Below are 23,139 nucleotides of genomic sequence, written 5' to 3' on the forward strand. Positions count from 1 at the left end.
TCGGTGGCCGGGCCGTCAGTAGGAGAAGGCCATGGGACGGTCGGTGTCCTCGGCACCGGCGCCCGGCCCCTTGGGGCCGAAGCCGCCGATGCGGGTGGGCGGGTTGCGGTCGGCGTCCGTCAGCTCGGGCGGGCCGGCCTTGGCGTACTTGGCCAGGAGGCGGAACTCCACGACCGCGAGGGCGGCGTACAGCAGCGTGTAGACGCTCATCGAGGCGATGACCTCTCCCTGCGAGACGCTGGGGGAGACCGACGACGCCGTGGGCAGCACGCCGTAGACGGCCCAGGGCTGGCGGCCCATCTCGGTGAAGATCCAGCCCCAGCAGTTGGCGATCAGCGGGAACGCCATGGTGAGGAAGGCGGCCCGCCAGTACCAGCGGCTCGGCGTCGGGCCCAGCTCCCGGGTCCGGGTGAGCGCCAGCCTGGGCACCTCGTCGCCGCCGGTGCGCAGGTCGGGCGCCAGCCAGCGCCTGCGGCGGGTGAGCCACAGGCCCACGGCGCCGAGCGCGAAGGACGACATGCCGAACCCGATCATCCAGCGGAACCCCCAGTAGGCGACCGGGATGTTGGGCCGGTAGTCGCCCAGCCCGAGTTCCTCGTCGAACTGCTCCCGGAGCGCCTCGTTGGTGTCGTTGATGCCGGGCACCGGGGAGCTGAGGTCGTCGTGGGCGAGGAAGGAGAGGAGCCCGGGGACCTCGACGGCCACCTCGTTGTGGCCCTCATCGACGTCGCCGATCGCGAAGAGCGAGAACGGCGCGGGCCCCTCGGTCTCCCACAGCGCCTCGGCGGCGGCCATCTTCATCGGCTGCTGCTCGTACATGATCTTCGCCAGCCGGTCTCCGCTGACGGCGACGAGCAGGCCGGAGACGACCATCGTCACCAGTCCGAGCCGCAGGGAGGTGCGCATCACGGCGACGTGCCGGCGCCGGACCAGGTGGTAGGCGGCGATGCCGACCATGAAGGCGGCGCCGGTGAGGAACGCGGCGGTGATGGTGTGGGCGAACTGCGCGACCGCGGTGTTCTGGGTCAGCACGTGCCAGAAGTCGGTCAGCTCCGCGCGCCCGCTCTCCTCGTCGATGCGATAGCCGACGGGGTGCTGCATCCAGGAGTTGGCCGCCAGGATGAAGTAGGCGGACAGGACGGTGCCGACCGCCACCATCCAGATGCAGGCGAGGTGGACGCGCTGCGGCAGCCGGTCCCAGCCGAAGATCCACAGTCCGATGAAGGTGGACTCGAAGAAGAAGGCGATCAGCGCCTCGAAGGCCAGCGGCGCGCCGAAGACGTCTCCGACGAAGCGCGAGTAGTCGGACCAGTTCATGCCGAACTGGAACTCCTGGAGGATGCCGGTGACGACGCCCATCGCGATATTGATCAGAAAAAGCTTCCCCCAGAACTTGGTGGCTCTGAGGTACTTCTCCTTGCCGGTGCGCACCCACGCCGTCTGCAGGCCCGCGACGAGCGAAGCGAGCGAGATCGTCAGGGGGACGAAGAGGAAGTGGTAGACGGTCGTGATGCCGAACTGCCAGCGCGCCAGCGTCTCCGGCGCCAGAGCGAGGTCCAGGTGCACGTCGCTGTCTCCTTCGGCTCGCCGCGGGCCGGTGCGCCCGCGGCCGCTGCCCGTTCGCGTCCGCCGCTCCCGTTCCGGTGTTTCTCGGGCATGGCGGATGTTTCTTCGCTTGGTGCTCACGAGCGCATGAAGGCACCCGATCCGGACGCACTCGTGAATGCGTTCACAATCACAAGCATTATGTCCTACCGGGAAGGGCCGACATCAGGGGGGTACCTCTTCCCAGGATTCTCAACAAAATGTTGAATCTGGGTCATGGCAGAGACACCACGGACACCACGGCAACCGCACGCACCACAGGCCACCACACCGCAGGCACCGTCGACCCCGGGAGGCCCTCAGCACACCATCCACATCACCTGGCCCACGGGGCGGGTGACCGCGACGCTCGACGACACCCCCACCAGCCGGGCCCTGCTGGCCGCCCTCCCCCTGGAGTCCCGCGCCGCCACGTGGGGCGAGGAGGTCTACTTCGACACCCGGCTCAGCCCGGACCTGGAGCGCGACGCCCGGCAGGTCGTCGAGCCGGGCACCGTGGCCTTCTGGACGGAGGGCGACGCGCTCGCCCTGCCCTACGGCCCCACGCCGATCTCGCGCGGCGACGAGTGCCGCCTGGCCGCACCCTGCAACGTGCTGGGGCGGATCGACGGCGACCCGCGCGCGCTGGCCACCGTCCGCGACGGCGACCCCGTCCGCGTCACCCCCGCTCCCCGCTGAACCGGCACCCGGCAGCCCACCGCCGAGCGTCGCGCCCCCTCTCCCGCCGCCCGGCGCCGGGCGGCCGGCCCCGACGGACCCGGTCGCCGGGAGAGGGGGCGGAGGCGGCGGGCGCCGGCCACCCGGAGCCGGTACGGCGTCGGCGCGGGGCGGCGCGGGCCGCACGGCACGACCCGGGCAGCGCGGCACGGCGCGTGGCCGCATGGCCGACCGCTGCGACCCGGGCCGCGCGACGCCGGCAGCGCGGAAGCGAACGACGCGCAGCACGGGCAGCGCGGGCAGCACGCGCAGCGCGGGCAGCGCGGGCAGCACGGGCGGCACGGGCAGCGCGGACGCGAGGGCCGCAGCACGGGCAGCCACAGCGGCCCCGGGCAACCCGGCACGACCCCGGCGGCATCGCCGGCCGACGCAGCGCGGCCAGCCGACACGGCCCGGACGCACCGCACGGGCGACGCACGCACGCACCGCACGGGCACCGCACGCGGCGCGCACCGCACCGCGCGGAGTCAGCCGGCGCGGAACTCCGCGGCGGCCTGCAGGAACAGGTCGTTCGCCTCCGGTTCGCCGATCGTGACGCGGGCCCCCTCGCCCGGGAACGGCCGCACCACGACCCCGGCCCGCTCCGCGGCGGCCGCGAAGTCGGCGGTGCGCTCACCGAGCCGGAGCCAGACGAAGTTGGCCTGGGTCTCCGGCACCGTCCACCCCTGGGCGACCAGTTCGCGGCTGACCCGGGCGCGTTCGGCGACCAGCGTCTCCACCCGCTCCAGCAGCGCGGCCTCGTTGCCCAGCGAGGCCACCGCCGCGTCCTGGGCGGCCTGGCTCACCCCGAACGGCACCGCCGTCTTGCGCAGCGCCGCGGCCACCGGCTCGTGCGCCACCGCGAACCCCACGCGCAGCCCGGCCAGTCCGTACGCCTTGGAGAAGGTGCGCAGGACGCACACGTTCGGGCGGTCACGGTACAGCTCGATGCCGTCGGGGATCTGCTCGTCGCGCACGAACTCGCGGTACGCCTCGTCCAGCACGACGACGACGTCCCCGGGCACGCGGTCCAGGAAGCGCTCCAGTTCGGCGCGGCGGATGCCGACCCCGGTGGGGTTGTTGGGGTTGCAGACGAAGATGAGCCGGGTCCGCTCCGTGACGGCGTCGGCCATCGCGTCCAGGTCGTGCGCCTCGCCCTCGGTCAGCGGCACCTGCACCGGGGTGGCGCCGGAGATCCGGGAGATGATCGGGTACGCCTCGAAGGAGCGCCAGGCGTACATGATCTCGTCACCCGGCCCGGACGTGGCCTGTACGAGCTGCTGGGCGACGCCGACGGAGCCGGTGCCGGTCGCCACGTGGGAGGCCGGGACGTCGAAGCGCTCGGCGAGCGCGGCCGTCAGGCCCACGCAGGCCATGTCGGGGTAGCGGTTGAACTCGCCGGCCGCCGCGACCGCGGACTCCAGCACCCCGGGGAGCGGCGGGTAGGGGTTCTCGTTCGAGGACAGCTTGTAGGTCACCGTTCCGGCAGCGGCCCCGGCGTCCCGTTTGCCGGGCTTGTACGTGGGAATGCCGTCCAGCACCGCACGCAGCTTCGGGGTCTTGTCGGTCATCGCAGCCTCCTCGTTCGCCATTACTCCACACCCTAAGAGGAATGGCGGCCGCGCACAGGAGGCCGGTGCCGGTGACCTCCGCCTCCCGCGCCCCACGACGGTGGGGGCGCGCGAGAGGGAACGTGCGCCCCTGGCAGGCGCCCTGGCGCGCTTCACTCGTACAGGTGAGTTGAGACCTGTTCGCAACCTGGAGGCAAGGAGGGGGCCAACACCGCCCCTCGCCACCACACCGTGTGCCGACCCCCTCAACTACCGCTTATTCCAAGGCGTTTCAGCATTTTCGATCTTGCAGAATCGTCCCTGCCGAGACCCCCTCGCACGCCCCCCTGGGGTACCTGACTCGGCCCTACTATCGGCTCGCCATGACAGCAGCAGGGAAGCATCAGGTGAGCCATCCCACGTCACGTCGGCGGCTGGGGCGAGCCGGCATCCGCGACGTCGCGGCGGCCGCGGGCGTCTCGATCACCACGGTCTCCGACGCGCTCAACGGCAAGGGCCGCCTCCCCGACGCGACCCGGCGCCACGTCCGCGAGGTCGCCGACCGGCTCGGCTACCGCCCCTCGGCCGCCGCCCGCACCCTGCGCACCGGCAAGTCCGGGCTCATCGGGCTGACCGTCACCACCTACGGCGAAGAACCGTTCACCTTCACCGAGTTCGCCTACTTCGCGGACATGGTCCGCGCGGCCACCTCCGCCGCACTGGCCCGCGGCTACGCCCTGGTCATCCTGCCCGCCCCCGCCCGACGCAGCACCTTCGACGTGTGGTCCAACGTCGCGCTCGACGGCACCGTCGTCATCGACCCGGCCGACCACGATCCCGTGGTCGCCGAACTCGTCCAGCAGGGCATCCCCGTCGTCTCCGACGGGCGCCCCGCCGCCAGCCTGCCCGTCGCCGCCTGGGTCGACAACGACCACGAGGCCGCCGTCACCGGCCTGCTCGACCATCTCGCGGAGGCCGGTGCCCGCCGCATCGGCCTGCTCACCGGCACCAGCACCGACACCTACACCCGGCTGTCCACCCGCGCCTACCTCCAGTGGTGCGACGCGCGCGGCCAGGACCCGGTGTACGAGACCTACCCCGCCCACGACCCCTGCGCCGGCGCCGTGGCGGCCGACCGGCTGCTGGCCCGGCCCGACCGCCCCGACGCCGTCTACGGCCTCTTCGACCCCAACGGCACCGACCTGCTGGCCGCCGCCCGCCGCTACGGGCTGCGCGTCCCGGAGGACCTGCTGCTGGTGTGCTGCAGCGAGTCCTCCGTCTACGCCAGCACCGAGCCCTCGATCACCACGCTCTCGCTCAAGCCGGGCCGCATCGGCACCGCCGTCATCCAGCTCCTCATCGACGCCATCGAGGGCGTCAACGACCCGGCGCGCCCCGTCCAGCAGGTGATGCCCACCGAGTTGATCGTGCGCGCGTCCTCCCAGCGCCGCCCACCGCGCACCACCGTCAGCCCGCCGCGCCGCGGTCCGGGCACGTCGGAGTGACGGCGGGTCAGCGAGCGCCCGACACGTTCAGGTGGTTGCGCCGCACCACGGCCGTACCGGACAAGTCCGCCAAAACGGCCGTGCGACCGGGCACCGGGGGAACCTGCCACCCCCAGGTGCGTCACAAGGCGCAACCCACGTTCCTATGATGGGGCGCACGGCACCGGCCCGGCCTCCGACCAGGAACGCCCGCGAGCGCACGGTCCGGCAGGTGCAGAGCTGCGCGCGAATTGGTGGAGGGGTCGATGACTCAGGGGGCCGGTCACGGATCGGGGATGTGGCAGCACACGGTCACGGGCGGTGCGCCCGGCATGGCCCCGGCCCCCGCAGCGGTACCCGCCGAGGCCGTGGCGCCCGCCCGGGCGGCGGCCCCCCAGGGCGCCGCACCGCCCGCCGAGGACGACGGCTACACCCCCACCCAGCGCGACCTGCCCGTGCTGGGCCCCGACGCCGCCCAGCCGACCCCCACCCTGGTCGACGTCCCGTCCCCCGCGGCGCCGGACGGGGAGCCGCGCGGCCCGCTGTACGTCGTCGGCGACGTGCACGGCTACCTCGACGAGCTGCGCGCCGCGCTGCTGGCGGCCGGGCTCGTCGACGCCGAGGGGCACTGGGCGGCCGGCACTGCCCGGCTGTGGTTCCTCGGCGACTTCACCGACCGCGGGCCGGACGGCGTCGGCGTCATCGACCTCGTCATGCAGCTCTCCGCCGAGGCCGCCGCCGCCGGCGGCTACTGCAAGGCCCTGCTCGGCAACCACGAGCTGCTGATCATCGGCGCCAGGCGGTTCGGTGACACGCCCGTGGACTCCGGCGCCGGCACGGCGTCCTTCCAGGCCGCCTGGCTCCTCAACGGCGGCCAGCACGGCGACATGGAGCGCCTCCAGGACCACCACCTCCAGTGGATGACGCGGCTCGACGCGATGACGCTGGAGGACGAGCACCTGCTGCTGCACTCCGACACCACCGCCTACCTGGACTACGGCGACACCATCGGCGCCGTCAACGACGCCATCACCGAGGCACTCGAACGGCGCGACCCGGACGAGACGTGGGAGCTGTTCCGCAAGTTCACCAAGCGCTTCGCGTTCCGCGACGACGACGGGCCCCAGGTCGCCGGGCAGATGCTCGCGACCTACGGCGGCCGGCAGGTCGTGCACGGCCACAGCCCCATCCCCTACCTGACGGGCGAGGCCCACACCTCGGACGACGCCGCCGCGGAGGGTGAGGGGCTCAAGATCACCGGCCCGCACGTCTACGCCGACCGGCTCGCGATCGCCATGGACGGCGGCGTCACCATGGCCGGAAAGCTCCTGGTGAGCCGCCTCCCGCTGGAGGACTGACCGCACCCCTCGCCCCGGCCCCGCGTGACCCGCCCCCTCAGTGGGCAGGGGTAGGGCAACGGGCCGGTGGGCAATTCTCCCCACACCCTGTCACCGCGCGGCGGAACCGCTCTACCATCAAGGCCCTTCCATCCGCACTTCCACCTGCCCGGAAGCCGCCGGCACCGACGGCCCTACGGAGCATCGGGGGATGCACATGAACAGCGCGCCGCACCTGCGAGCCGAGGACCGCCCGGAGTTCGAGCGAGTCGTCGACGAGGCCCTGCGCACCGCACACACCCGCCCCGGCCTCGACGCCATCGGCCGGCGGCTCGGTCCGGAGCAGCTCCGGGCGATGGCGCTGGGCGCCGCCGCGGCCATCGCCGCCTGCGCCGCCGCGGAGTACCAGCACTTCACGGCCGTGCGCGAGGAGTCACGCCACCCCGGTGGGTCGGCCGCCGGCCCCTCCGGCGGCCCCGGCGCGGGTACGGGACTGGCCGCAGGTGTCGCCGAGACCGGCGGGGCCGGGCTCTTCGCGGTGCTCTCCGTCCTCGCGCCCGTCCTGGCCGGTGCCGCCGCCGTGATCTTCCTGGCCGTCGGCTACACCCTCACCACGTTCTCCCCCGACCTCGCGCTGGGCGCCCCCATGCGCAACGTGGGCTGGGTGTTCGCCGGGCTGACCGCCGTCGGACTGCTGGCGGCGAGCGTCAGCCTCGTCCTCACCGCGTCCCGCAACGCGTCGAGCGCGACACGCCCGGGGGCGGTTTCCGGACAGGAGCCCCTGGCCGAAGAGCTCGCCCGGGCGCGGGCCGTCTGGCGCGCGGCGCTGCTCGACCGCGGCGTGCTGCCCTTCTTCCGCGAGGCCCTGGCCAACGCGGAGGACGCACGCGAGCCGACCCCGCCGCGCACCCCCCGCCTGGGCTACTCCCACCCCGGCTTCACCAGCCCCGCGGCCACCGAGGACACCCGCGCCCCCCGCTACTCCAGTCCGGACTTCACGAGCCCCGACTTCACCGGCCCCGACGAGACGGCGGGCTGAGCCCCGTCCCGCGGGCCGGTTCCTCTTCCGCCGCGGGCCGCCCCTCTTCCCCCGCGGGCCGGTTCCTCTTCCGCCGCGGGCCGCCCCTCCTCCCCGCGGGTTGGACCTTCTCCCCGCCGGGCTGACCCCCGTGCCCCGGACTGATCCGCCGCCGCACGGGTAGACACAAGACCCGGGGCCACACGCGGTGGGTGTGGCCCCGGGCCCAGGTGTTCAGCCGCCGACCGTCACTCCGCCATCGGCAGGTACACGCGGTTCCCCGCGGCGGCGAACTCGGCCGACTTCTCGGCCATCCCCGCGTCGATCTCCGCCGCCGACAGGTCCCCGCCGTGCTCGCGCCGGATGTCCTGCGAGATCTTCATCGAGCAGAACTTCGGTCCGCACATCGAGCAGAAGTGGGCGGTTTTCGCCGGTTCGGCCGGCAGGGTCTCGTCGTGGAACTCCCGCGCGGTGTCCGGGTCGAGGGCCAGGTTGAACTGGTCCTCCCAGCGGAACTCGAACCGGGCGTCGGACAGCGCGTCGTCCCACTCCTGAGCCCCGGGGTGACCCTTGGCCAGATCCGCGGCGTGCGCGGCGATCTTGTAGGTGATGACGCCGGTCTTGACGTCGTCCCGGTTCGGCAGGCCCAGGTGCTCCTTCGGCGTGACGTAGCACAGCATCGCCGTGCCCCACCAGCCGATCATCGCGGCACCGATGCCCGAGGTGATGTGGTCGTAGCCGGGTGCCACGTCCGTCGTCAGCGGGCCGAGCGTGTAGAACGGCGCCTCCTCGCAGATCTCCTGCTGGAGATCGATGTTCTCCTTGATCTTGTGCATCGGGACGTGGCCCGGACCCTCGATCATCGTCTGCACGCCGTGCGACTTGGCGACGCGGTTCAGCTCGCCCAGCGTCCTCAACTCGGCGTACTGGGCCTCGTCGTTGGCGTCGGCGATGGAGCCGGGGCGCAGACCGTCACCCAGCGAGAAGGTGATGTCGTAGGCCCGCAGGATGTCGCACAGCTCCTCGAAGTGGGTGTAGAGGAAGCTCTCCTTGTGGTGGGCCAGGCACCAGGCGGCCATGATGGAGCCGCCGCGCGAGACGATGCCGGTCTTGCGGCGCGCGGTCATCGGCACGTAGCGCAGCAGCACGCCGGCGTGGACGGTCATGTAGTCCACGCCCTGCTCGGCCTGCTCGATGATGGTGTCCTTGTAGACCTCCCAGCTCAGCTCCTCGGCCTGGCCGTCGACCTTCTCCAGCGCCTGGTAGAGCGGCACCGTGCCGATCGGCACGGGGGAGTTGCGCAGCACCCACTCGCGGGTGGTGTGGATGTTGCGGCCGGTGGAGAGGTCCATGACGGTGTCGGCGCCCCACCGGGTCGCCCACGTCATCTTCTCCACCTCCTCCTCGATCGAGGAGGTGACGGCCGAGTTGCCGATGTTGGCGTTGATCTTCACCAGGAAGTTCTTGCCGATGATCATCGGCTCGATCTCCGGGTGGTTGACGTTGGCCGGGAGCACCGCGCGCCCGGCGGCGATCTCCTCCCGGACGAACTCCGGCGAGCAGTTCTCCCGGACGGCGACGTACTCCATCTCCGGAGTGACCTCACCGCGCCGCGCGTAGGCGAGCTGGGTGACGGCCGCCCCCTCGCGGCCCCGGCGCGGCTGGCGGGGCCGCCCGGGGAAGACGGCGTCGAGGTTGCGCAGCCCGCCGCGCGGCGCCGTGTGCTTGACGCCGTCGTCCTCCGGACGCAGCTCGCGGCCGGCGTACTCCTCGGTGTCGCCGCGGGCGATGATCCAGTTCTCCCGCAGCGGCGCGAGGCCGCGGCGGACGTCGGTGTCGATGTGGGGGTCGGTGTACGGCCCGGACGTGTCGTAGAGCGTCACGTCCCGGCCGTTGGTGAGGTGCACCCGCCGCACGGGCACCCGGATGTCCGGGCGCGAACCGCTCACGTAGCCCTTGTGCCAGCCGATTCGCCCGTGGTCCGCGGTGTCGGCGGCGCCCTTGTCGGCGCCCGCGGCGGCCGCGTCGTCGTTCTGAGCACGCGTGCGTGCATCCTGCGTGGTCATGAGACCCACTCCCTACGCCGGCATTACCCGGTAACAGGTTCGGCGGTCGACGCAGCGTCTGCCGTATCGGATACGGCCGTCAGCGCCCTCTCAGCCCCGTGCTCGGAGCTCCCGCGATGTGCAAAACGTCCATCACGCTAGTGGTTCGCCGCCCCCTCACGCCAGGGGGTCTTGCGATGATCGGTCCGTGACCGCATCGCACAGCGGCCCCCAGGGCCACCACCACGGGCATTCGCACAGCCACCACCACGGGCCGGCCGCGCCCGTCTCCCGCCATCTGCGGAAGGTGATCGCCGCGGTGCTGATCCCGTTCGCCACCGCGGTGCTGGCCGGGCTGGTGCTGCTGTGGCCGGGCGGCGCGCCGGAAGGCGAGAACGGCGAGCGCACCGGCGTCGGCTTCGACCGCCAGACGGAGTCCGCCCGCGTCACCCAGTCCGAGGTGGTCTCCTGCGAGGCCGTCAACGCCCAGCAGCAGGACGGCGATCCGGCCGACTCCGGCGCGTGCCGCCTGCTGACCGTGGAGGTCACCAGCGGTCCGCACGTGGGGCGGCAGTTCACCGAGGTGCTGACGCCGGACGCCACCCGGCGGCCCGACACCGGGCAGGACGTGGTCGTCGCCTACGCGCCGCAGGCCCCCGAGGAGCTCCAGTACAGCATCGTGGACATCGAACGCGGCGTGCCGATGGTGCTGCTGGCCGCCTTCTTCGCGCTCGTCGTGGTCGCCGTGGGCCGGTTGCGGGGCCTGCTGGCCCTCGTCGGGCTGGCGGTGACGTTCGGGGTGCTGACGCTGTTCATCCTCCCCGCGATACTGCAGGGCTCCAACCCGCTCCTGGTGGCGGTGGTGGGCGGCAGCGCGATCATGCTGGTGACGCTGTACCTGTGCCACGGGCTCACCGCGCGCACGTCGGTCGCGGTCGTGGGCACGCTGCTCTCGCTCACCCTCATCGGACTGCTGGGCTCGGTGTTCATCGACTGGGCCGACCTGTCGGGCAACACCGACGACCAGACCTCCCTCGTCCACAGCCTCTACCCCGGCATCGAGGTACGCGGGCTGCTGCTCGCCGGGGTGCTGATCGGCTCCCTCGGCGTGCTGGACGACGTCACGGTGACGCAGACGTCCGCGGTGTGGGAGCTGAAGCAGGCCGACCCGACGGCGAGTTGGCGGCGCGTCTACGGGGCGGCGATGCGCATCGGCCGCGACCACATCGCCTCGGTCGTCAACACCCTGGTGCTCGCCTACGCGGGCGCCGCGCTGCCGCTGCTGCTGCTGTTCTCGGTCGCCGAGGCGGGGGTCGGCCGGGTGGCCACGAGCGAGCTGGTCGCCGAGGAGATCGTGCGCACGCTGGTGGGCTCCATCGGCCTGGTCGCCTCGGTGCCGTTGACCACGGGGCTGGCCGCGCTGGTCGTCTCGGCGGGGCTGGGCCAGGAGGCGAGCGCCGGCACCGGCCGCGGCCGCCGCCGCAAGCGGTGACGCCGCGGGAGGCCGCCGGAGCGCCGGGGGCCCACGGGAACCAGCCGGAGGCGGGGCGCCGCTGGGCCGCCGGGGCGCTGCCGAGAGTCGACCGGCCGGCGGCGGGGACCGCCGGGACGCGCGGCGCTGCGGGAGGCGATGGCGCTGCGGGCTGTCGCCGTCGGGGACGCCGCCGGTGTTCTACGGGCGGCCCGCGAGGATGCGGTCGAGCTCCGCGTCGAGGTCCGCGCACTGCGGCTCGTGACCGAGCGGCACGACGCGGTCGGTCCGGTCCAGGAAGGCCACCAGCGGCGGCGCGCTCACGCGCAGCAGCGCCGACTCCGCTCCGACCTGGAGCCGGATATGCAGATCCGCCAGGCACTCCGGGGAGACGGGCGCGATGTGCACGTCTCCCTCACCGGCCGGGCGGCTGACGCCGTCCACCAGCAGCTCACGGCCGAAGACCCAGGTGACCGGCTCGTCCCCCGGCAGGCCGAAGGTGAAGCTGACGGCGTACGGATCGGCGGCCTCGTACACGAGGTCCACCGGAATCCGGAAGGACAGCTCGTCCGAGGCGAGGAAGCTCATCATGACCTGCGCCTGAACCGTGCCGTTCATCCGCGCCCCCGGCGTCTCGTGCCCGGGCCCCGTGCGGCCGGGCTGCTGTGGATTTCGACGGGCCACAGGCCCTGGGGGCATCGTTCACCAAGATCGAGAAGTTACACAACGCAGCGGGTTCAAAGTCACCCGATTGACAACGGAGTTACCGCTGCCGCCGCCTTCCGCCCCGCACCGACGGCGCAGGTCACGGCACGCGTGGGCGCGATCACCAACGGTCACCCGAGGAGCCTGACGACGAGGACAGGAACTTCCGTGCGAGGAAGACGACGACGGCCAGCACGGCGACGAACAGGAGCACGTTGAACACCAGGCTGAGCACCGCCGTCAGCACCCAAGCCACCACCCTGAACAGCACCAGTGCCACGACGATGATGCCGACCCACTTCACCCACGTCGGCAGACCCGCCAACGTTCCCTTCGCGCTCATGCCGTCTCCTGATCTTCGTAGCCAATGCTTGCGACTCCCTCGATGCTAGGCACCCAATCCGCCTCATGGGACCGTCGCGGCCCCCGCTCTCCCCTGACCGGGCCCCTAGGGGCTCGAAGCGGCGAAGCGGCACTCAGGGACGACGCCGGAGCGGGGCGGTGCTCCGTGGTTCGCCCTGTTTCACGTGAAACCAGCCGTTTCACGTGAAACAGCAGCCTGCGGTCGGGGCGCTCCGACGCCACGGGGGAGTGCCGTCCCGGCCCGAAGAGCCGGGTCTCGCGGCCCGTACCCGGCCGAGCGGCGAACCTCCCCGACCGCAGGGCTCCCCGGCCGCAGGACTGACCGCTCCCGCCGCGGAGCTGGCCGCCGCGGCTCGGCGGCGGCCGCCCCGTTCCGCCGCCCGAGCGGACTACCGCTCGGGCGGGGAGAAGACCACCATGACGCGCAGGTCTTCGCTGATGTGGTGGAAGCGGTGCGGGACGCCCGCGGGGACGTACACGACGCTGCCGCGCCCCACCTGCGTCGTCTCGTCCCCCACGGTGAGCGCGCCGCGGCCGCTGACGACGAGGTAGACCTCGTCCTGGGCGTGGGGCTTCTGGGGGTCCGGCTCACCCGCCGCGAGGGCGTAGAGACCGACCGACATGTTCCGCTCGCGCAGGAACTGCAGGTACGCCCCGTTGTGGGCCGCCCGCTCGGCCTCCAGCTCATCCAACCGGAACGCCTTCATCTCAGGTTGACCCCTCGCTGTTTCACCGGCCGGTTCCGGGAGACCATCCCCAGCATGTACCTACTCATCAAGACCCTCGTCAACGCGGTCGCCCTGGCGGTCGCCGTGTGGCTGCTGGGCGACATCACGCTGACGGGCGACAGCACCGGCAGCAAGACGCTCACGCTGATCCTGGTCGCCTTGATCTTCGGCATCGTCAACGCGGTGGTCAAGCCCATCGTGAAGTTGCTGTCCCTGCCCGCGCTGCTGCTCACGCTCGGGCTGTTCATGCTGGTGATCAACGCGCTGATGCTGCTGCTCACCTCGTGGCTGGCCAACCTGGTGGACCTGCCGTTCCATGTCGAGGGCTTCGGCACCGCCCTGCTGGGCGGCCTGATCATCGCCGTCGTCTCCTGGGCGATGGAGCTGGTCCTCCCCGACGGCCGCTGACCGGGCCGCCCGCGCCCCCGGTCCGCACGACGTGCCCCCATCCGGCCATGATGGGGGCATGTCCGCGCCCCAGCCCCCGCAGCACTCCTCCCGCCCGTCCTCCTCCCAGGCGCCCCGGACCTCCCGGGCCTCCCGGCCCGCCGCGTCGTCGCCCGACCGGGCCCCGTACCGCGTGTGCTTCGTCTGCACGGGCAACATCTGCCGCTCCCCGATCGCCGAGTCCGTCTTCCGCGAACGGGTGGCCGAGGCCGGGCTCGCGGACCGCGTCACCGTGGACAGCGCGGGCACCGGCGGCTGGCACGAGGGCGACGGCGCCGACCCGCGCACCGTCGCGGTGCTCGCCGCGGCCGGGTACGGCACCGAGCACACCGCCCGGCGGTTCCGGGCCGCCGACTTCGCCGAACGCGACCTGGTCGTCGCCCTCGACCGGGGCCACCTGCGCGAGCTGCGCCGCCTGGCCCCCACGCCCGCCGACGCCGGGAAGGTGCGCCTGCTGCGCTCCTTCGCCGCCGGCGGCACCGGCGCGGCCGACGGTCCGGAGGCGGACGTGCCCGACCCGTACTACGGCGGCCGGGAGGGCTTCGACCACGTGCTGGAGCTCATCGAGGACGCCATGGCAGGGCTGCTGGACGCCGTCACGAAGGAGTGGGAACGCCGATGACCGAAGAACACCTGGGTGACGGCAGCCGCGCCGTCCGTGCCGGACTGCCGCCCACGGAGCCCTACGCCCCCGCGCTGCCCGGCCCGGTCTTCGCCGCGCACTACCACCTGCCCGGCGACCCCGCGCAGGCCCCGTACACCTACGGCCGCGACGGCAACCCCACCTGGACGGCGCTGGAGGACGCCCTCGCCGCGCTGGAGCACCCCGGCGGGCCCGCGCACCCGGTGGCCTTCGCCTCCGGTATGGCGGCGATCTCGGCCGTGCTGCTGTCCCAGGTGCGCGCGGGTGACGTCGTCGTGCTGCCCTCCGACGGCTACAACCTGCTGGCCGCGGTGCGCGAGCACCTTCAGGAGCACGGCGCCGAGGTCCGCGCCGTGCCGACCGGGGGGCGCGAGCAGTACGACGCGCTGGAGGGCGCCTCACTGCTGTGGCTGGAAACGCCCGCCAACCCCGGGCTCGACGTGTGCGACGTCCGCGAGCTCGCCGAGGCCGCCCACCGGCACGGGGCCCTCGTCGCCGTCGACAACACCCTCGCCACACCGCTCGGGCAGCGGCCGCTGGAGCTGGGCGCCGACGTCTCGGTGGCCAGCGGCACCAAGGCGCTGTCCGGCCACGGCGACGTGCTGCTCGGCTACGCCGTGTGCCGGGACGCCGCCGTCGCGGACACCGTGCGGCGCTGGCGCAAGATCGTCGGTGCCATTCCCGGCCCCATGGAGGCCTGGCTGGCCCATCGCAGCCTGGCCACGCTGCACCTGCGCGTCGACCGGCAGGCGGAGAACGCGCTCGCCGTCGCCCGCGCGCTGCGCGAGCGGCCCGAGGTGAGCGGCCTGCGCCACCCGGGGCTGCCGGAGGACCCGGCCCACGCGACGGCGTCCCGCCAGATGCGCCGCTTCGGCTGCGTGGTCTCCTTCACCCTGCCCGACCGGGCGCACGCCGAGCGGTTCCTCGCCGCACTGCGCCTGGTGGACGACGCCACGAGCTTCGGCGGCGTCCGCAGCACCGCCGAGCGCCGGGGGCGCTGGGGCGGCGACGCGGTCCCCGAGGGCTTCGTGCGGCTCTCGGTCGGCGTGGAGGACACCGAGGACCTGGTGGCCGATCTGCTCGGCGCCCTGGACGCGGCGGCCCGGCCGGACGCCTGAGGTCGGGCGGGCGGCCGGAACGGCAGGTTTCGGCCGCGACCCGGTGCGGCAGACCACTGGCATGGCTCCGGACCGTCCCGCCGCCCGTCCCGTCGTCAAGCGCACCGCGCGCGCCATCCTGCTCGACGGCGACGCGCTGATCGTCATCAAGCGCACCAAGCCCGGCGAGGAGCCCTACTGGATCACCCCGGGCGGCGGCGTGGAACCCGTGGACGAGTCCGTGACGGCCGCGCTGCACCGCGAGGTGGACGAGGAGCTGGGCGCGAAGGTGGTCGACGTAGTGCCCGCCTTCGTCGACACCGTGCCGGAGGGCACCGGCGGCGGGGTGAAGGTGCAGCACTTCTTCGCGTGCCGCCTCGCCTCGATGGACCTCGGCCGACGGCACGGCCCCGAGGTGGAGGAGCCGTGCGGGCGGTACGAGGTGGTGCGCCTGCCGTTCACCCGCGAGGGCGTGACCTCCGTGAACCTCGTCCCGCCCACGCTGCGCGCGTACCTGGAGCGCAACGTCGAGGGGCTCAGGGCCCTGCTGCTCCCGGACCTGGGGTGAGCGGAGCGGCGCGCCGGGGACTCAGCCCCGTCGGCCGCTGAACCACTCCTCGTACGGCACCGCGCCACCCGGCGGCCTGCGGGCCTCGACCTCGGCGAGCAACCGCTTCGCCCGCTCCCGCCACGCCTGCGCGGACAGGGGCGCCTCCCCGGACGCGGTACCGGAGACGGCGTCCGGCGCGGGCCCCGGCGCGGTGGCGTCGAGTGCGACGTCCGGTGCGGTGGTGTCCGGTGCGTCCCCCGAGCCCGTCGTCGGCGCGCTCGGCGCCACCGGCTCGGCCGGTGCGGCAGGTGCGCGCGTCGGCTGCGGTGGGACGGCGCCCGCGAGCGGCGCCGCCACGGGCGGGTGTGCGGGCGGGGGCGGGACGGCCGCCCCGGTCGGCGGCGGCCCGGGCCTGCGAGCCCCGCCACTCGCCTCCGGGACCGGGGACACGGCCGAGGCAGGGGCGGACGGCGCCTGCCCGGCCGCGTCGGCCCGCGTCGGCTCCCCCTCCCCGGCAGCCCGCTCCCGCGCGGTGGCCTCCCGGGCGGCGCGGTCCCGGGCCGCGCCGAAGTAGTCGCCGCCCTTGCGCCGTGAGTCGTCCGAGCCCCAGGCCCGCCCCTCCCTGGCCGCCCCCTTCGGCGCGTGCTGGAGGTGCGGGATGTGCTTGGCGCAGTGGATGTACGCCTCCTCGACGCTCACCCGCACCCACAGCTCCGCGCGCCGGCCCGGCACCGGGTCGTGGGGCAGGTGCGGGTACTCGGCGCGCAGTTCGGCGTCGCGCAGGATCTCGGCGGTGCCGTTGACGTGCAGACCGATCCGGGCCTGGAGGAAATCGACGAGCAGGATGCCGAGCTGGGGATTCTCGCGGATATTGCCGAGGCTGGCGTGTACGCCGTTGCCCCGGTACTCCGGAAAGGCGAGGGTGCGCTCGTCCAGCACCTGGACGAACCCGGGCGGGCCGGCGCGGAAGGTGCTGTCGCAGGAGCCGTTCCGGTCCGACGTCGCGAGGAAGAACATTTCCTGACGCCGGGTGAACTCACGCATGCGTTCGTTCAGGTGGTCCAGCATCTGGTCGCCGTAGAAGCGGTCCGCCCGTTCCGTGGAGCCGAGCTCCGCCTGTATCTCGTGCTCCCCCGCGCTGCCCGGTCGGCTCCCGCTGTCGTGCACTGCCACGTCTCCCGCTTCCACTCGCTCACTCTTCCGCGGCCGCCACGAGTTCCTCCAGAGAATCGTGCCGTATGCGGTTGACGGGTATCCCAGCTCCCACCAGCGCGTCAATCCCGCTGCGGACCATTCCGGGCGGCCCCGAGACGTATCCGTCGTACGCGCCCCACCGTCCCGCCCCGCGGACGGCGTCGGGCAGCTCGCCCGCCAGCCCGGCGGCGCGCACCGGGCAGCCGTCGGCCACCACCGGGCGCACCGAGAGCCAGGGGTGCTGGGTCTCCAGTGTGAGCATGGTCTCCAGGTCGTAGAGGTCGTGCTCGCGGCGGGCGCCGTAGAACACCTCAACCGGGCGCGGTCGGCCGTGCTCCGCGACGTCCTCCACGAGCGCCTTGATCGGCGCGATACCGGTTCCGCCGCCCAGGCACAGCAGGCCGCTGTCGGTGCGGTGGTCGACCGTCATGTTCCCGGTGGGCGGGCCGAGCCGCAGCACGTCGCCGGGGCGCGCGCGGCGCACCAGCGCGCCGGAGACCCATCCGGCCGGCACCGCCTTCACGTGGAAGCTGAGCAGGCCGTCGGGGCGCGGCGCCGCGGCGAACGAGTAGTTGCGCCACACGCGGGGCCACCACGGCGTCTCCAGCGCCGTGTACTGCCCGGCGAGGAACGGGTACGGCTGGTCCGGCCGGACGGTGATGACCGCGATGTCGTCCGTGCGCTGCTCGTGCCCGACGATCTCGGCGTTCCACGAGGCCGGCGCGTGCAGCTCGTCCTCGGCGGCGGCGTCGATCATGATCTGCGAGATGGTCGTGTACGCCCGCACCCAGGCGGCCTCCGTCTGCGGCGACCAGCTCTGGTGCGCGTAGCGGGAGAGCGCGGCCAGCAGGCACTCGCCGACGGCCGGGTAGTGCTCGGGCCTGGTGCCGTACTTGCGGTGACCGCGCCCGAGCCCGGTGAGGTACTCGGTGAGCACGGCGGCGTTGTCGGCGTGCTGGGCGGCGGTGAGCAGGGCCTTGAACAGACGGTCGCGCTGGGCGTCCATCGCGGCGGGGAAGAGGTCGCGGAGCTGCGGGTGGCGGACGAACAGCAGCGCGTAGAAGTAGGCGGTCACGGCGTCCGACGTGGGTTCGATCTCCTCGAGGGTGCGCCGGATCAGGGTGGTGTCGGCGGTGGGGGGCGCGCTCTCGCGGGCCGCTCCCGGGGGCGTCGGCGCGGTCGCGCGGTCGCGCTCGGGTGCGGACGGCGCCGGCGCCGCGTCCGGCCGGCCCGGGAGGCCGCCGGGCCCCGGCCGCGCCGGCTCGGGCCCCGCTCCCGGCCCGGCCCCCGCCCCCTGCTCGGCGCCTGCCCCGGGCTCGGCCTCTGGCCTGTGCTTGGGCGGGGAGAACCAGCCCCAGTCACCATCGCTGCCGGAGCCGGAGCCGGGTATACCGTTGTCAGCCGACATGGTGGTCATGGCGTGCCTCGTCCTCTACGTCTTCTGGCCGTTGCCGCACTTCCCAGCGGGAAGTGCCACGTCTCTTTCCCCTGTCTGACGCGGTGATGTCACCGCGGATTCCGGGTGGGGACGACGTCCGACCGAGCATTGCGGCGTGATGCGGCCTCGACCATACCGTTACCTCATCCATGCACAAGTGCCGTGCGGGAGTGAGCAATTCCGCGATTCCGCCCAGATTTCACCCACCCTGGACGGAAACCACCGTCCGTAGCGCGCGCCTCACCGGAGCACATTTCGCACGGTACGCCCGCAGCCGGTGGGCCCGGCCACGGAAGACCGCAATAGGCTGCGCGCATGAGCGCTCTCGTGATACGCCGTGCCGCGGAGGACGACCTCGCGGCCATCGTCGCGATGCTGGCCGACGACCCGCTGGGCGCCACCCGCGAGACGCCCGACGACCTCGGCCCCTACCGCACCGCCTACGCCGCCCTCGCCGCCGACCCGCGGCAACACCTCGTCGTGGCCGAGCGCGCCGGACGCGCCGTGGGCACGCTGCAGCTCACTGTCGTTCCCGGGCTGTCCCGGCGCGGCGCCGAGCGGGCGCTCGTCGAGGCCGTGCGCGTGCACGCCGACGAGCGCGGCAGCGGCCTGGGCAGCGAGCTGGTCCGGTGGGCGGTGGACGAGGCGCGGCGGCTGGGGTGCGCGCTGGTGCAGCTCACCTCGGACGCCTCCCGCACCGACGCCCACCGCTTCTACGAGCGCCTCGGGTTCACGGCCTCCCACGTGGGGTTCAAGCAGACCCTCTGAGCGCGGCCACCGCCTCGCGCCCGGCCTCCGGGACCGTCGGCGTCCACGGGTCCGGGCGCGGAGCCCGGACGCGGCCTCGCGCGCCCGGCCGCCGACCGCCGCCGTGGTGGCGCCGGACGGCCGGCGGCCGGGCGCGCCGGTTCAGGGCCGTCGCGCTACTCGCCGCGCCGACCGGCGAGCCAGCCGCCCTGGCTGTCGCCGGGCTCGCCCGTCGTGCCGCCGTCCGGCTGGCCGCCACCCGGGCCGCCGCTGCTCCGGCCCTCGTCCGTGCCACCGTCCTGACCGCCGTCCTGACCGCCGTCCTGACCGCCGTCCTGGCCGCCGTCCTGGCCCGTGCTGGTACCGGCGTCCTGGCCGCCCCCGTCGTCGCAGTCGAAGTCCCACACCTCGCAGGTCTCGGTCTCGGTGGGCTCCGGGGAGGGCGGCGGCTCGGGCTCCTCGGACTGCGACTCCTCGGGCTCGGGCTCGGGCTCCTCGGACTCCTCCTCCTCGGTGGGCTCCGGGTCCGGCTCGGGCTTCGGCTGCGGCACGCCGGGGCCGTCGGCGACCTCGGTGATCGGCGAGGGCTCGGGGAAGTCCTCCGGGGGCAGGCCCTCCAGCGCCGCCTTCATGTACGTCGTCCACACGGCGGTCGGGATGTCGCCACCGTGGATCGAGTCCTTGCCGCCGGTGCCGTTCATCGAGAGCAGGCCGGGGTTGGTGGCGTCCTCGCGGAACATCGTCACGGCCGTGGAGAGCTGCGGGGTGTACCCGACCCACCAGGCCGACTTGTTCTGGTCGGTCGTTCCGGTCTTGCCCGCCGCCGGGCGGCCCAGCTCCAGCGCGTTGGCCCCGGTGCCGTCCGGAGCGATGACGCCCTGGAGCACGTCGGTGACCATGTCGGCCACGTTCCGGTCGATGGCCTGTTCCTTCTTCGGCTTCTCGAACCCGTCCTCGGGCTCGCCGTTGAGCTTCACCTCGGTCACCGAGTACGGCTCGGTCTGCGTGCCGGAGGCGGCGAACGTGGCGTACGCGTCCGCCATGCGGATGGCCGACGGCGTGGACGTGCCGAGCGCGAAGGAGGGTTCGACGGTGGCGAAGCTGTGCTCGCTGATGCCGGCCGCGGCCGCCACGTCGCGCACCTTGTCCATGCCGACGTCCATGCCGAGCTGGACGAAGGGCGAGTTCGCCGAGACCCTCATGGCGTCGCGCAGGGTGATGTAGTCGTAGTCCCGGTTGCCGTCGTTGACCTGGCGGAAGGGCTCGTTCTTGTCCGTGAGGTAGTCCGAGCCGTCCTGGTTCTTGATGACGATCTCGTTGTCGCCGTTGTACTTGCTCTCCGGTGAGATGCCCACGCGGTCACTGCGGTAGGTGCCGTGCTCCATGGCGGCGGCCAGCACGAACGGCTTCCACGTCGAGCCGACCGGCACGCCGGAGGTGTCCGCGTTGTTCGCGTAGTGGCCGTTCTCCGCGCCGGCGCCGCCGTAGAGGGCGATGATGGCGCCGTCGTTCGGCTTCACCGAGGCCGCGCCGAACTGGACGAACTCGTCCATCTCGCGCTCCTCCGGCTTCAGGTGCTCGTCCCGGGCCGCCTCGACGGCCTGCTCCAGCGCCTGCACCTTGTCCTTCTCGAAGGTGGTCTGGATCTCGTAGCCGCCGAGCTCGAAGTCCTTGACCGTCACGTCCGTCTTGGCCAGCACGTACCGCTTCGCCGTCTCGACCAGGTAGCTCGTCTGGGCGGTGTCGCCGCTGCCCGCCGGGGCGCGCTCCTTGATCTCGGGGAACTGCGCGAGTTCGTCCCGCTCCTGCTTGCTGATGATCTTGAGGTCGACCTGGCGCTGCAGGATCCACGCGTAGCGCTTCTTGGCGCGGTCGGTGTTCGCCTCGGCCGTGGCCCCTTCGGTCACGCCGCCCGCGGGGTCGTAGAGGTCGGGGCCCTTGAGGACGGTGGCGAGGAAGGTGCTCTGGCTCCGGTCGAGGTCGACGGCGTCCTTGCCGAAGTAGGCCTGCGCCGCGGCCTGGAGACCGTAGGCGTTGCGCCCGTAGTACGCGGTGTTCAGGTACCCCCGCATGATGGATTCCTTGTCCTCTTCGGCCCCCACCTTGATGGAGATGAAGAGTTCCTTGAACTTGCGGGAGAGCGTCTGATCCTGGGTCAAGAAGTTGTTCTTGACGTACTGCTGCGTGATCGTCGAGCCGCCCTGGGTGTCCCCACCGGTGGCCATGTTGAGCAGCGCGCGGCCGATGCCCCTCGGGTCGACGCCCGAGTCCTCCCAGAACGTCGCGTTCTCGGCGGCGACCACCGCCTCCTGCATCTCGCTCGGGATGTCCTCGTACTTGAGGTTCTGCCGGTTCTTGGAGCCCTCCTGGGCCAGCACCGTGCCGTCGGCCCAGTAGTAGATGTTGCTCTGCTGGGTGGCGGCGGCGTTCGCCTCGGTGGGGACCTCCACCCAGGCGTAGCCGATCGCGAAGAGACCGATCAGCGCGAGCAGCCCGGAGAACGTCAGGCCGGTGACCTGCTTGAACGACGGCGTCCAGCGGCGGAAGCCCGACTTGCCCGAGCGCGGGTAGTCGATGAAGCGCTTCTTGGCGGCCGGCTCCGGGCGGCGACCGCGGCCGATGACGGTGGTGCCGCCCGCGGCGGCGCCGCCCGCCTGCGGACGGCGGCGGCCGCCCTTGCCGCGCTGGGCCGCCCGCCGGGCCTCGGCCCGGCCTCCGTACGGCCGCTCGTCAGGCGGACCGTAGGAGCTGGTGGTGGGCCCGCTGGGCGGCATGGCCGCGCGGCGGCCGGGTGCCGGCGACGCGGCGCGGCGGCCGCGCTGCGGCGGCGGCTTGCGGCGGTGCTCGCTCATGGGAACAGCTACTCCTCGGTCAGGCACTCACGCCTGAAGGCGGCAGTGTACTTCCGGTCCCCCGACGTGCGGCCCGGCCGGAGGACAGGGGCGCACTTCACCCGGGACGAGGACGCAGGCTCGCGGCACACGGTTCCCGGTGGTCTCTGCACAGCGACAGGGTACGCAGCACCAAAACCTGCTTTACCGGACATTCACCCGAAAGGCGACCAGTCCGGGGGCCCGAGCGCGAATGTGACCCCGGACACCCACCCCGCGCTTGCCGCACCACGCGGCGGGTTCTATCGTCTGGATGTATCGAGTCGATACATCGGCGCGGTACATCGCAGCGGTACGTCGCAGCGGTACACCTCCACGGCGTCCCGCCCGGGACGGCCCGGCACGCCCCACGGCGGTGCGCGGGGCGTGCGGGGGCGGTGCGCCACGGCGGTGTGCGGACGCGGCGCACGGCGTGCGCATCGGCTCGCGGCGACCGGCGGACACCACGAGGAGAGGAGTGGAGCGTTCATGAGCAGACGGTCCGGCATCCTCGAGTTCGCCGTCCTCGGCCTGCTGCGCGAGGCCCCCATGCACGGTTACGAGCTGCGTAAGCGGCTCAACACGTCGCTCGGGGTGTTCCGCGCGTTCAGCTACGGCTCGCTCTACCCCTGCCTCAAGGCGCTGGTCCAACAGGGCTGGATCGTCGAAGAGGAGGGCGGCCCACCGGAGGACCCGCGTGCCGCTCCCCTCGGGGGCCGGCGGGCCAAGATCGTCTACCGGCTCACCGCGGAGGGGAAGGAGCACTTCGAGGAGCTTCTCGCCCAGACCGGGCCCGACGCCTGGGAGGACGAGCACTTCGGCGTGCGCTTCGCCTTCTTCGGCCAGACCTCGCGGGACGTGCGCATGCGCGTCCTGGAGGGGCGGCGCAGCCGCCTGGAGGAGCGCCTCGACAAGATGCGCGCCTCCCTGGCCCGCACCCGCGAACGGCTGGACGACTACACGCTGGAGCTCCAGCGCCACGGCATGGAGTCCGTGGAGCGGGAAGTCCGCTGGCTCAACGAACTGATCGAGAGCGAGCGGGCCGGGCGCGGTCGGCGTGAGCCGGACCGCCAGACACGAGAGACGGGCGATCAGCCCCGGCCCCGGGGCGTTGCCCGGCCGGATTCGTCCGAAGACACCACCTGAGTTCC

General features: G+C 73.1%; 20 protein-coding genes. 11 read left to right on the forward strand and 9 right to left on the reverse strand.

Annotation, left to right across the window (positions count from 1 at the left end; all coding sequences use genetic code 11):
- Positions 1-15: 15 nt before the first annotated feature.
- Positions 16-1,560 (reverse strand): cytochrome ubiquinol oxidase subunit I, encoded by a 1,545-nt coding sequence (locus OSB71_RS03350; protein WP_265944308.1) that lies wholly within the window; start codon positions 1,558-1,560, stop codon positions 16-18.
- A gap of 261 nt (positions 1,561-1,821) precedes the next feature.
- Here OSB71_RS03350 and OSB71_RS03355 point away from each other — a divergent pair, with 261 nt between their 5' ends.
- Entirely contained in the window at positions 1,822-2,283 is a 462-nt protein-coding gene (locus OSB71_RS03355; RefSeq protein WP_265943966.1) for a cyclophilin-like fold protein, read from the forward strand.
- A gap of 506 nt (positions 2,284-2,789) precedes the next feature.
- On the opposite strand, the gene hisC is transcribed toward OSB71_RS03355, so the two are convergent.
- Complete coding sequence (gene hisC, locus OSB71_RS03360) at positions 2,790-3,872, reverse strand: histidinol-phosphate transaminase (RefSeq protein ID WP_265943968.1); 1,083 nt, start codon at positions 3,870-3,872, stop codon at positions 2,790-2,792.
- Between the two features lie 362 nt (positions 3,873-4,234).
- Between hisC and OSB71_RS03365 the strand changes: the two genes are divergently transcribed.
- The 3 genes from OSB71_RS03365 (at position 4,235) to OSB71_RS03375 (ending at position 7,711) form a co-directional block, all read left to right on the forward strand.
- Positions 4,235-5,356 (forward strand): LacI family DNA-binding transcriptional regulator, encoded by a 1,122-nt coding sequence (locus tag OSB71_RS03365; protein ID WP_265943970.1) that lies wholly within the window; start codon positions 4,235-4,237, stop codon positions 5,354-5,356.
- 275 nt (positions 5,357-5,631) lie between these two features.
- Positions 5,632-6,693 (forward strand): metallophosphoesterase, encoded by a 1,062-nt coding sequence (locus tag OSB71_RS03370; RefSeq protein ID WP_323055243.1) that lies wholly within the window; start codon positions 5,632-5,634, stop codon positions 6,691-6,693.
- Positions 6,694-6,883: 190 nt separating this feature from the next.
- Complete coding sequence (locus tag OSB71_RS03375; RefSeq protein ID WP_265943972.1) at positions 6,884-7,711, forward strand: hypothetical protein; 828 nt, start codon at positions 6,884-6,886, stop codon at positions 7,709-7,711.
- Between the two features lie 227 nt (positions 7,712-7,938).
- On the opposite strand, the gene thiC is transcribed toward OSB71_RS03375, so the two are convergent.
- Complete coding sequence (gene thiC / locus OSB71_RS03380) at positions 7,939-9,756, reverse strand: phosphomethylpyrimidine synthase ThiC (RefSeq protein ID WP_265943974.1); 1,818 nt, start codon at positions 9,754-9,756, stop codon at positions 7,939-7,941.
- A 187-nt stretch (positions 9,757-9,943) separates the two neighbouring features.
- Here thiC and OSB71_RS03385 point away from each other — a divergent pair, with 187 nt between their 5' ends.
- Positions 9,944-11,227, forward strand: a complete 1,284-nt coding sequence (locus tag OSB71_RS03385; RefSeq protein ID WP_265943976.1) for a YibE/F family protein — start codon at positions 9,944-9,946, stop codon at positions 11,225-11,227.
- 180 nt (positions 11,228-11,407) lie between these two features.
- Here OSB71_RS03385 and OSB71_RS03390 read toward each other — a convergent pair whose 3' ends face one another.
- The 3 genes from OSB71_RS03390 to OSB71_RS03400 all read right to left on the reverse strand — a co-directional run bounded on the left by OSB71_RS03390 (position 11,408) and on the right by OSB71_RS03400 (position 12,981).
- Positions 11,408-11,824, reverse strand: coding sequence for an SsgA family sporulation/cell division regulator (locus OSB71_RS03390; protein ID WP_265943977.1), 417 nt, complete (start codon positions 11,822-11,824; stop codon positions 11,408-11,410).
- A 208-nt stretch (positions 11,825-12,032) separates the two neighbouring features.
- Positions 12,033-12,254 (reverse strand): DUF5326 family protein, encoded by a 222-nt coding sequence (locus tag OSB71_RS03395; RefSeq protein ID WP_265943979.1) that lies wholly within the window; start codon positions 12,252-12,254, stop codon positions 12,033-12,035.
- Between the two features lie 409 nt (positions 12,255-12,663).
- Entirely contained in the window at positions 12,664-12,981 is a 318-nt protein-coding gene (locus OSB71_RS03400) for a cupin domain-containing protein (RefSeq protein ID WP_265943981.1), read from the reverse strand.
- 54 nt (positions 12,982-13,035) lie between these two features.
- On the opposite strand from OSB71_RS03400, the gene OSB71_RS03405 reads away from it, so the two are divergent.
- From OSB71_RS03405 to OSB71_RS03420, 4 genes are all read left to right on the forward strand, one after another.
- Entirely contained in the window at positions 13,036-13,410 is a 375-nt protein-coding gene (locus OSB71_RS03405; RefSeq protein WP_265943983.1) for a phage holin family protein, read from the forward strand.
- A 58-nt stretch (positions 13,411-13,468) separates the two neighbouring features.
- A complete protein-coding gene (locus OSB71_RS03410; protein WP_265943985.1) occupies positions 13,469-14,071 on the forward strand; it encodes a low molecular weight protein-tyrosine-phosphatase in 603 nt (200 codons plus the stop codon).
- Positions 14,068-15,210 (forward strand): cystathionine gamma-lyase, encoded by a 1,143-nt coding sequence (locus OSB71_RS03415; protein WP_265943987.1) that lies wholly within the window; start codon positions 14,068-14,070, stop codon positions 15,208-15,210. The genes OSB71_RS03410 and OSB71_RS03415 overlap by 4 nt, the downstream gene beginning before the upstream one ends.
- Before the next feature lie 61 nt (positions 15,211-15,271).
- Positions 15,272-15,757 (forward strand): NUDIX domain-containing protein, encoded by a 486-nt coding sequence (locus tag OSB71_RS03420; RefSeq protein WP_265943989.1) that lies wholly within the window; start codon positions 15,272-15,274, stop codon positions 15,755-15,757.
- 21 nt (positions 15,758-15,778) lie between these two features.
- Here OSB71_RS03420 and OSB71_RS03425 read toward each other — a convergent pair whose 3' ends face one another.
- Both OSB71_RS03425 and OSB71_RS03430 read right to left on the reverse strand, forming a co-directional pair.
- On the reverse strand, positions 15,779-16,912 hold the full coding sequence (locus tag OSB71_RS03425; RefSeq protein WP_265943990.1) for a pyridoxamine 5'-phosphate oxidase family protein: 1,134 nt from the start codon (positions 16,910-16,912) through the stop codon (positions 15,779-15,781).
- Positions 16,913-16,931: 19 nt separating this feature from the next.
- Positions 16,932-18,350 carry a globin domain-containing protein gene (locus OSB71_RS03430; RefSeq protein WP_265943992.1) on the reverse strand — a complete coding sequence of 473 codons (1,419 nt, stop codon included), beginning with the start codon at positions 18,348-18,350 and terminating at the stop codon, positions 16,932-16,934.
- Positions 18,351-18,686: 336 nt separating this feature from the next.
- On the opposite strand from OSB71_RS03430, the gene OSB71_RS03435 reads away from it, so the two are divergent.
- Positions 18,687-19,139: a GNAT family N-acetyltransferase gene (locus tag OSB71_RS03435; protein WP_265943994.1), complete on the forward strand. Its 453-nt coding sequence runs from the start codon at positions 18,687-18,689 to the stop codon at positions 19,137-19,139.
- 155 nt (positions 19,140-19,294) lie between these two features.
- Here the strand turns inward: OSB71_RS03435 and OSB71_RS03440 are convergent, their stop codons facing one another.
- A complete protein-coding gene (locus OSB71_RS03440) occupies positions 19,295-21,970 on the reverse strand; it encodes a transglycosylase domain-containing protein (protein ID WP_265943996.1) in 2,676 nt (891 codons plus the stop codon).
- 507 nt (positions 21,971-22,477) lie between these two features.
- On the opposite strand from OSB71_RS03440, the gene OSB71_RS03445 reads away from it, so the two are divergent.
- Complete coding sequence (locus OSB71_RS03445; protein ID WP_265943997.1) at positions 22,478-23,134, forward strand: PadR family transcriptional regulator; 657 nt, start codon at positions 22,478-22,480, stop codon at positions 23,132-23,134.
- Positions 23,135-23,139: the final 5 nt, after the last annotated feature.

Source organism: Streptomyces marinisediminis, assembly GCF_026262575.1.
GTDB lineage: Bacteria > Actinomycetota > Actinomycetes > Streptomycetales > Streptomycetaceae > Streptomyces > Streptomyces marinisediminis.